Below are 7,986 nucleotides of genomic sequence, written 5' to 3'. Positions count from 1 at the left end.
GGCGTGGGGCGTGGCAAGATTAAGCCAAAAGAGCCACAGAACCATAGGCCAGCTTAATCCTGCCTCAATCCTATGATCCAGAACCCATTTCCCCTACAATATCCCCATTGAGTAATAAGAGACTTTTTTCATGGTGTTGCTGTCTGTATACCCTTGGTTATTTCCTGTTTTTGCTGCAATTTTCGGGTTGCTGGTAGGTAGCTTCCTTAACGTGGTGATCTACCGCCTGCCGATCATGATGGAGCGCCAATGGAGAGCTGACTGCACCGAATATTTCCCTGAGCTTACCCCGCAGCAAGACACCGGTACCTTCAATCTCAGTATCCCGCGTTCGCGCTGCCCGCATTGCCAGCACCCAATCAGCATGTGGGATAACATTCCGGTGATCAGCTGGCTACTGCTCAAAGGCCAGTGCCGCAACTGTAAAGCCAGTATCAGTGCCCGTTACCCGGCCATTGAAGCATTAACCGCAGTGATCAGCGCAACTATCGCTTTCACCCTACCGGCCTCGCCGTGGGCGCTAGCGGTGATCCTGTTTAGCTTTGCCCTGATCGCCCTGACGTTTATCGATATCGACAAAATGCTGCTGCCGGATCAAATTACCCTACCCTTGATGTGGGCGGGCTTGATGCTGTCGTTGCTCGGGATATCCCCGGTCAGCCTGAACGATGCCGTTATCGGAGCTATGGCCGGTTACTTATCGCTTTGGAGCCTTTACTGGGCCTTCAAGCTGCTGACGGGCAAGGAAGGCATGGGCTATGGCGACTTCAAGCTACTGGCTGCATTGGGCGCATGGCTTGGCTGGCAGTTACTGCCTTTTGTGGTGCTGCTTTCCTCTTTGGTTGGGGCAATCTGCGGCATTATCATGATGCGCCGCCAGCAGAACGACGGCCAACAACCGTTTTCTTTTGGCCCTTACCTCGCCATCGCTGGCTGGGTGGCCATGTTATGGGGTGAGCCGTTGCTCAACTGGTACCTAACCGCTTATCTGGGGCTGTAAGCTATGTCTTTTGTTATTGGGTTAACCGGCGGGATCGGTAGCGGCAAAACCACGGTTGCCAATCTGTTCGCAGCCCAGCAGATCGAGATCATTGATGCCGATATCGTTGCCCGTGAAGTGGTCGAGCCTGGCAGTGCCGGTCTGCAAGCCATTGTTACGAAACTAGGTTCTGACATCTTGCTGACAGATGGTACGCTTAATCGCAGTAAGCTGCGTGAAGCCATCTTCAGTGATAATCAATTAAAAGAATGGCTTAACCAATTATTGCACCCGATGATCAGGGAGAAAATGCAGCAGGATATTGCCGCCGCCCAGTCGCCGTATTGCTTGCTGGTTGTGCCGCTTATGGTGGAAAATAACCTGCAGGCCATGACCGACCGCTTATTGGTGGTCGACGTTGATGAGGAGATCCAGGTAGCCCGGACCCAGCAAAGGGATAATGTCCCTGCCGAGCAGGTTCGTAGTATCCTTGCTTCCCAGGCCAGCCGCGAAGAACGCCTTGCGGCTGCCGATGATGTGATCTGCAATAATGGCAATGGTGACAACCTTGAGCAGCAAGTTGCCAAACTGCACCAAGAATACCTGGCGCTAAGCCGCCAGCAGAACAACACACCGCAGTGCTAACTAATTTGGGTACGTTGATATGCAAGTAAACCGCTTTGAACACCCGTTAAATGAGAAGGTACGAATTTACCTTCGATTGGAATACCTGATCCGCCAAATGCAACATGCCAGTGCTCTGACCGATCCTTGGCAGCATCAGCTATTCTTCCGCGCTTTGTTTGATTTGCTGGAAATTCTTGATCAAATCCAGCTCAAGTCGGAGCTTGCCAAAGATCTTGAGAAGCAACGTGGCCGCCTCAAGCAATGGCTAAACATTGAAGGGGTCGATCAAACTGCCCTGCTGGCACTTTTGGACCAGCTAGAGCTCGCCCAGCACCAACTGCTTACCGCTAACCGCCTTGGCCAAGCCCTGCGTGAAGACCGCTTCCTTGGCGGGATCAAGCAACGCCTGTCTATTCCTGGTGGCAGCTGCTGTTTCGATCTACCGGCCCTGCACCATTGGCTACACCTGCCGCTAGCCCATAAGCAAAATGATCTGGCCAACTGGCTGTCTCAAATCAAAGAGCTAAGTGTTGCCCTCAACCTCTGGCTCAAACTGGTCAGGGAAACCGGACAGTTCCAAGATCAGGTCGCACGTGGCGGTTTCTTCCAGCATGAAGCCGAAGAAGCCAGTTTGATCCGACTTGAGATTTGCCCCAGCCATGGTGTCTACCCTATGATATCGGGACACCGCAGCCGGTTTGCCATCCGCTTCATGCCATTTGAAGAAGGCGCCGGTATTGCCGAGACGATAGAATTTAAACTAGCGATTTGCTGAGGTAAGAAGTGACGCAATCCAACACGCCAACCACACCGATCACCGTGGTGAAATGCCCAACCTGCCAAACCGACGTTGTTTGGGGTGAGCAGAGCCCATTCCGTCCGTTCTGCTGCAAGCGCTGCCAGCTTATCGATCTCGGTGAGTGGGCTGAAGAAGAAAAGGCCATCCCGGGCGCACCGGATATGTCTGATTCCGACGGCTGGTCGGAAGATATGGGGTATTGATGGCTTGGGGCTAAGGGCCCTCGGTCCTAGGCGCGGGGAAGAGCAAGCGCTTATAACTCACTATAAAACGCGCCTTTTTACTATTTAATTTACTCACCCAGCCAATAGCCCCTCGCCGATTTGCCTCAGGCCTCGCTAAGTGCAGCGAGCTTTTGCAACACAACCTCATTCGCTTCCGGGAAGGCGTAGTTGGTTAGCTCTTCTAGGCGTACCCACTCGCTTGGCTGGCCTTCCTTGCCGTATGCTTTGCCTTCGAAGGCGCGTACCAGGAAGAAATCAAACTTCAATGACTTCTCTGGGTAGTCGTGCTCCAGTGCCATGAAATGCTCAAGCTCAGTTGCTTGGATGCCGACTTCTTCGTGCAGCTCCCTGATCACCGCCTGCTCGGCTGTTTCACCGGTTTCGACCTTGCCCCCGGCAAACTCCCAGAAACCGCCCTTGTGCGCTTTGGCGGCGCGCTGGGTAATGAAAACCTTATCCTGTTCGGCATTGAGGATGATCCCTGCCGAAATCCACACTTGTTTCTTTTCCAAACCGTTACCTTTACTCTCTCGTTGCCTGCTAAGCAGGTCTCTTCTTTAAGCATATACCCAGAGATATCCGTTAACTGGGTATAGAAAAAAGGCCGCGATTGCGGCCTTTTTTATGGGTTAAGCTGCCTGGTTAGTTGATTTTACCGTGGCATTGCTTGTATTTCTTGCCAGAGCCACATGGGCAAGGCTCGTTACGGCCTACCTTGCGCTCTTCACGCTGGTAAGGCGCCGCTTCGTCGCTTTCCTGGCTTTCGTCGGCAATTTGGTTTTCCGCATTCTGGTGCTGGAATTGCTGGCGGCGAGCGAGCTCTTCTGCCTGACGGCGGCGCTCAGCTTCAACACGTTCAACTTCTTCCTGCTGCTGGACACGTACCTTGCTCAGGATCGCAATCACGTCTGACTTCAGGCTTTCCAGCATACCTTCGAACAGTTCAAACGACTCACGCTTGTATTCCTGTTTCGGGTTCTTCTGCGCATAACCACGTAGGTGGATACCCTGACGCAAGTGGTCCATTGCTGCTAGGTGCTCTTTCCATAGCGTATCCAGGTTTTGCAGCATCACCGTCTTCTCGAAGTTGCGTAGTACCGGTGCACCAACCACTTCTTCTTTGTGACGGTAGATCTCAACCGCTTTCTCGACGATACGCTCACGCAGTGCTTCTTCGTACAGCTTCTCTTCGCTGTCCAACCACTCCTGGATAGGTAGTTCCATGTCGTAGTCGGCCTTCAGGCGCTCTTCCAGACCTTGGATGTCCCACATCTCTTCCAACGACTGTGGCGGGATGTAGCCATCGATAACCGCCTGGATAACGTCTTCGCGGTTCTGCTCGATCATTTCGCTGATGTCTTCGGCATTCATCAGCTCATCACGAAGCTCGTAAACCACCTTACGCTGGTCGTTAGCTACGTCATCGAATTCAAGCAGCTGCTTACGGATATCGAAGTTACGGCCTTCAACTTTACGCTGGGCATTTTCGATAGCCTTGGTCACCCATGGGTGCTCAATCGCTTCGCCCTCTTCCATACCCAGCTTCTTCATCATGTTAGAAACACGATCCGAAGCGAAGATACGCATCAGGCCATCTTCCATCGATAGGTAGAAACGGGAAGAACCGGCATCACCCTGACGGCCCGAACGACCACGTAGCTGGTTATCGATACGGCGAGATTCGTGACGCTCGGTACCGATGATGTGTAGGCCACCAGAGGCCAGAACAGCATCGTGTTTGACCTTCCAGTCCGCTTTGATCTTGGCAATTTGATCGTCAGTTGGGTTGTCCAGTTTGGCAACTTCGCTCTGCCATGAACCACCCAGTACGATATCCGTACCACGGCCAGCCATGTTAGTCGCGATAGTTACCGCTTTTGGTGCACCCGCCTGGGCAACGATGTCTGCTTCACGCTCGTGGAACTTGGCGTTCAAGACTTCGTGCTTGATACCTTGTTTCTTCAGCGATTTAGACAATAGCTCAGATTTTTCAATCGATACGGTACCAACCAGAACAGGCTGACCATTTTCGACACGGTTCTTGATGTCTTCGCTGATCGCAGCAAATTTTTCCAGCTCGGTCATGTAAACCAAGTCACCCATGTCATCACGGATCATCGGCTTGTTGGTTGGCAGCACGACGGTCTCAAGACCGTAGATAGACTGGAATTCGAACGCTTCGGTATCGGCTGTACCTGTCATACCAGACAGTTTGGTGTACAGGCGGAAGTAGTTCTGGAAAGTGATCGACGCCAGCGTCTGGTTTTCATTCTGGATCTTCACACCTTCTTTTGCTTCTACAGCCTGGTGCAGACCTTCAGACCAACGGCGGCCCGGCATAGTACGGCCAGTGTGCTCATCAACGATGATCACTTCGTCATCTTTAACAATGTAGTCAACGTCACGCTCGAACAGAACATGGGCACGCAGGGCTGCGTTAACATGGTGAAGCAGGCTGATGTTAGTTGGCGAGTAAAGAGTGTCGTCCTCTTCCATCATGCCATTTTGCTTAAGCAACTCTTCGACAAACTCCTGACCATTCTCGGTAAGGTGGGCTTGCTTCGACTTTTCATCAACCGTGTAGTGGCCTTCGCCACGGTATTCTTCGCTGTCTTCCTGATCCTGCTTAACAAGCTGAGGGATCAAGGTATTGATCTTGGTGTATAGCTCAGAGCTATCTTCCGCAGGGCCCGAGATGATTAGCGGGGTACGGGCTTCATCGATAAGGATGGAGTCAACTTCATCGACTACCGCAAAGAAGCGCTCGCGCTGTACGCGATCTTCCGGGCGGAACGCCATGTTGTCACGCAGGTAGTCAAAACCAAATTCGTTGTTTGTACCGTAAAGGATGTCGGCAGCGTAGGCTTCTTTCTTCGCCTGAGGAGGCATGTTTGGCACGTTAACGCCAACGGTCATACCTAGGAATTCAAAAAGTGGTCGGTTAGTTTCGGCATCACGCGCGGCCAGGTAGTCATTCACTGTTACGATGTGAACGCCTTTGCCGGTCAGGGCGTTAAGGTAAGCTGGCAGGGTTGCCGTCAGGGTTTTACCCTCACCGGTACGCATCTCTGCGATTTGGCAAGCGTTCAGTACCATACCACCGATAAGCTGAACGTCGAAGTGGCGCATACCGTATACACGCTTGGACGCTTCACGTACTGTTGCAAAGGCTTCTGGCAGTAGCTGGTCAAGGTTCTCACCCTGCTCCAGACGCTCACGGAACTCAACCGTTTTTGCCTTTAGTTCTTCGTCCTGCAAGCTTTCGAATTGAGGTTCAAGCTTGTTGATTTGGTCAACAATTTTGCGCATACGACGCAGTGTGCGGTCGTTACGGCTACCGATAACTTTGGTCAGTAGTTTTGATAACATGGCGTTGCCGTTTTCTCTTAGTTATTTCAGCCTCTCGAGGCTGAATTTTTAATTTGAATTTTTCAACCGGGATTATATCAGCAAGGCGCTAGGCCAAGACTTGCGATTAATCATCCCTGTCCCGTCTAAATTCGCCACTTTTGTGACTACGGAAGCCGATACGAAAAACAATGGTTATTGATGATATTGTGGTACGAGTCGACCATTTCAAGGGATAAATGAAAACAATACCAGAAATTGAGCACCATCGGCTATCCGTTGAGGGTGTAAACCCAAGCAGACCCAAGAAGCTAAAACGATCTTGGTCAATGCTCTCCCAAGCTTGATATAATAAGCCATATTGACTGTGTCGCCTATGGCAAATGCCCAGACGATGTTTTTCATATTCGAAAAATTAGAACTTAGCCACCACTTTTAGCCAGGAAAACTAAGCTATGCGCGATCATCGCCCACAAACACCGGCAAGTTTGCTTGATGACAACCACGTGGGGAACATCCAGCAGCGAGCCATTGCCCTGAGCAAATTGGACAAGGCGGTCAAACAGCACCTTGCCTGTGCCGATCATTGCCGGGTCAGCAACTACCGCCAAGGTACCCTTATCATCGAGACCGCCTCTGCGGCGTGGTCGATGCGCTTGAACTACGAGCGCAACACACTCATTACCAAATTACGCGAGAAGCTGCTGCCCAACTTGGCCAAAATAGAGGTTAAGGTCAACCCGGCTCTGGCAGCAGCGGCCCCGGTAAAAGAAAAGCAACCGGATATCGTTCGCAAGCCTATTTCCGCCAAGGCAGCCGGCTACCTGCTCCATACAGCCGAGGGCGCACCGGACAAGATTAAATCGCGGCTCGAGCGCATTGCAGCGCTGGCTGCAGAGAAGGCAGGCCAAAACAAATAATAGGCCAGATAAAGAAAACGCCGGACAATGTCCGGCGTTTATAAATTCGTTTGAGGCAAAAACCGATTAGGCCAATACCATTCCAGGCTGAGCAAAGGTTACAGGAACCTGTTGTTCATCTGTGAAAGTAGACCACTCATACGCTTCCTGATCAGCAAGTACTGCACGCAGTAGCTTGTTGTTAAGCGCATGGCCTGACTTGTAAGCCACCATTTCACCAATAATATTGTGACCACACATGTAAAGGTCGCCAATAGCATCCAATACCTTGTGGGTAACCAACTCGTTGTCGAAACGAAGGCCTTCGTCATTGAGGATACGGTAATCGTCAAGCACGATGGCATTGTCAAAGCTACCACCTAGACACAGGTTCTGTGACTGGAGGTATTCGATATCGCGCATGAAACCGAAGGTACGGGCACGGCTGATATCTTTAACAAATGACTGGCTGGAGAAATCCAATACCAAACGCTGCTGCTCTGATTCAATCGCCGGGTGGTTAAACTCAATAGCGAAATCAAGACGGAACCCGTTGTAAGGACGGAGTTCAGCCCATTTGTCACCATCTTCGACGCGAACAGTTTTCTTGATACGCAAGAAACGCTTAGGCGCATTCAGGGTATCGATGCCGGCAGACTGCAGCAGGTAGATGAACGGGCTCGCACTGCCATCCATAATAGGGATTTCAGGTGCATCAACTTCGATAATTACATTATCGATACCCATTCCTGCCAACGCAGCGTTAAGGTGCTCAACGGTTGAGATACGTACGCCTTGCTCGTTAACCAAGGCAGTACACAACATGGTGTCGCGGACCGAATCTGCATCTGCTGGGAAATCAACAGGCGGATTCAAATCGGTACGGCGATAAATCACACCAGTGTTTGCAGCAGCAGGACGAAGAATAAGCGTCACTTTACGCCCAGAGTGAAGGCCCACCCCAGTCGTTTGCACAATGCTTTTCAGTGTACGTTGTCTTATCATCTGCTTTTCTCAACTATAAAATTGCCATGATATCGGCCCCTATCCTTCGTCAAAAAAAGGACAGGGACGTGCATCATATCACTTTTTGACCAGTTTCCCAAAATT

At 51.3% G+C, this 7,986-nt stretch carries 8 protein-coding genes; 5 read left to right on the top strand and 3 right to left on the bottom strand.

The genetic code is table 11. The features are described 5' to 3' along the window. Window positions 1–130 precede the first annotated feature (130 nt). Genes BIZ37_RS07930 through yacG form a run of 4 tightly spaced genes read left to right on the top strand, consistent with a single transcriptional unit; the run spans window position 131 to window position 2,608 of the window. Complete coding sequence (locus BIZ37_RS07930) at window positions 131–1,000, top strand: A24 family peptidase (RefSeq protein WP_187461060.1); 870 nt, start codon at window positions 131–133, stop codon at window positions 998–1,000. 3 nt (window positions 1,001–1,003) lie between these two features. Continuing rightward, entirely contained in the window at window positions 1,004–1,624 is a 621-nt protein-coding gene (gene coaE, locus BIZ37_RS07925) for a dephospho-CoA kinase (RefSeq protein WP_187461059.1), read from the top strand. A 19-nt stretch (window positions 1,625–1,643) separates the two neighbouring features. Next, on the top strand, window positions 1,644–2,381 hold the full coding sequence (gene zapD, locus BIZ37_RS07920) for a cell division protein ZapD (protein ID WP_187461058.1): 738 nt from the start codon (window positions 1,644–1,646) through the stop codon (window positions 2,379–2,381). Between the two features lie 8 nt (window positions 2,382–2,389). After that, entirely contained in the window at window positions 2,390–2,608 is a 219-nt protein-coding gene (gene yacG, locus BIZ37_RS07915; protein ID WP_039459319.1) for a DNA gyrase inhibitor YacG, read from the top strand. Between the two features lie 125 nt (window positions 2,609–2,733). Here the strand turns inward: yacG and mutT are convergent, their stop codons facing one another. Together mutT and secA are read right to left on the bottom strand one after the other, a co-directional pair. Continuing rightward, window positions 2,734–3,141 carry an 8-oxo-dGTP diphosphatase MutT gene (mutT, locus tag BIZ37_RS07910; RefSeq protein WP_187461057.1) on the bottom strand — a complete coding sequence of 136 codons (408 nt, stop codon included), beginning with the start codon at window positions 3,139–3,141 and terminating at the stop codon, window positions 2,734–2,736. 130 nt (window positions 3,142–3,271) lie between these two features. Further along, window positions 3,272–5,998, bottom strand: a complete 2,727-nt coding sequence (secA, locus tag BIZ37_RS07905) for a preprotein translocase subunit SecA (RefSeq protein ID WP_187461056.1) — start codon at window positions 5,996–5,998, stop codon at window positions 3,272–3,274. Between the two features lie 434 nt (window positions 5,999–6,432). Here secA and BIZ37_RS07900 point away from each other — a divergent pair, with 434 nt between their 5' ends. Beyond that, window positions 6,433–6,897 (top strand): DUF721 domain-containing protein, encoded by a 465-nt coding sequence (locus BIZ37_RS07900; RefSeq protein ID WP_187461055.1) that lies wholly within the window; start codon window positions 6,433–6,435, stop codon window positions 6,895–6,897. 66 nt (window positions 6,898–6,963) lie between these two features. Here BIZ37_RS07900 and lpxC read toward each other — a convergent pair whose 3' ends face one another. Next, entirely contained in the window at window positions 6,964–7,881 is a 918-nt protein-coding gene (gene lpxC / locus BIZ37_RS07895) for a UDP-3-O-acyl-N-acetylglucosamine deacetylase (protein ID WP_187461054.1), read from the bottom strand. Between the last annotated feature and the right edge of the window lie 105 nt (window positions 7,882–7,986).

It is taken from the genome of Photobacterium sp. BZF1, assembly GCF_014349205.1.
GTDB lineage: Bacteria > Pseudomonadota > Gammaproteobacteria > Enterobacterales > Vibrionaceae > Photobacterium.
Note: the sequence above shows the minus strand (reverse complement) of the source record. Positions and strands in the feature narration are given on the sequence as shown.